General features: G+C 50.7%; 1 protein-coding gene. It reads left to right on the top strand.

The window, feature by feature from the left end; all coding sequences use genetic code 11:
- Positions 1-180 precede the first annotated feature (180 nt).
- Positions 181-978 (top strand): hypothetical protein, encoded by a 798-nt coding sequence (locus V6D20_17545; protein ID HEY9817588.1) that lies wholly within the window; start codon positions 181-183, stop codon positions 976-978.
- Positions 979-1,106 lie beyond the last annotated feature (128 nt).

Here is a 1,106-nt window from a genome sequence, read left to right on the forward strand (position 1 = left end):
ATATGACCCCACCTTCGCCGAATGCATTTGCAATCTTCCCGAACACTCCAGCTGGACACTTCACCGCGTACAGATTCCTATTGGCCCCCTTGCTACCATAGCTGAGGCCATCACAAGGGCCAGGCAGTCGCTGTTAGCGACGGCTCCTACGATCCCACCACCCTCACGGGATCATCAGCCTTGGTACTCACTCCGTCAATCGCCGATATCGACACCCAAATCTGCGCACAAAATCAAGTCATTGGCAGTCAAGCTCAACAAAGCGCCTACCGAAGCGAACTGGCAGGCATCGAAGGCATCCTAGTTCTTCTCGAACTCATCGCTGATCACTTCCATCTCACTCATGGGAAAATCACTATTGGTTTAGATGGCGAAAGTGCCCTACAACAAGCAGAAGGCGATTGGCTCCTCAAACCATGCCAAACAGATTTTGATCTCCTCTTCGATATTCGACAGCGCCTCAAACAGTGCCCGATTCAATGTGAGTTCCGCTGGATAAAAGGACATCAAGACAAGCATGCTGCCTACGAGGACCTTGACAACTGGGCCAAACTCAATGTACAATGCGACGACAAAGCCAAACTCCACAGCTTAGCCTGCTCCAATGCTAACCTGATCAAGCCGAATATTCGTCTTCGCCATGAAAAATGGTCCGTCTCCCTGAACGGCAATAAACTCAGCCGACTCCACATCCCGGAAATATACGCCCAGATCTACAAGCCGGCCCTTGAATACTGGGAAAAGAAACATGGCATCACCCCAGACTTGTGGGCTCTCATTGATCAACAAGCTACTATCAAACGCGCTATGAAACGTACACCATTAGGGAAACAACGCTGGCTACTAAAACACACGACCGGCCACTGTGCAGTAGGTAAGATGGAACTCATCCGGGGGCACCAAGATCATAGCAATTGTCCCTGGTGTGGAGAAGAGAACGAAATTACCTTACATGTCCTCACATGCAAAGATGATTGAGCCACCACCCAATGGATAGTACAAATCCAACGAGTCTCCCATTGGATGAACACCCATCACACCCACCCTGATGTAAGCTTGGCCATTCTCTCCACCCTTCGTCACTGGAGAGCCCGCGGCACCCCTCT

It is taken from the genome of Candidatus Obscuribacterales bacterium (assembly GCA_036703605.1).
Taxonomy (GTDB): domain Bacteria; phylum Cyanobacteriota; class Cyanobacteriia; order RECH01; family RECH01; genus RECH01.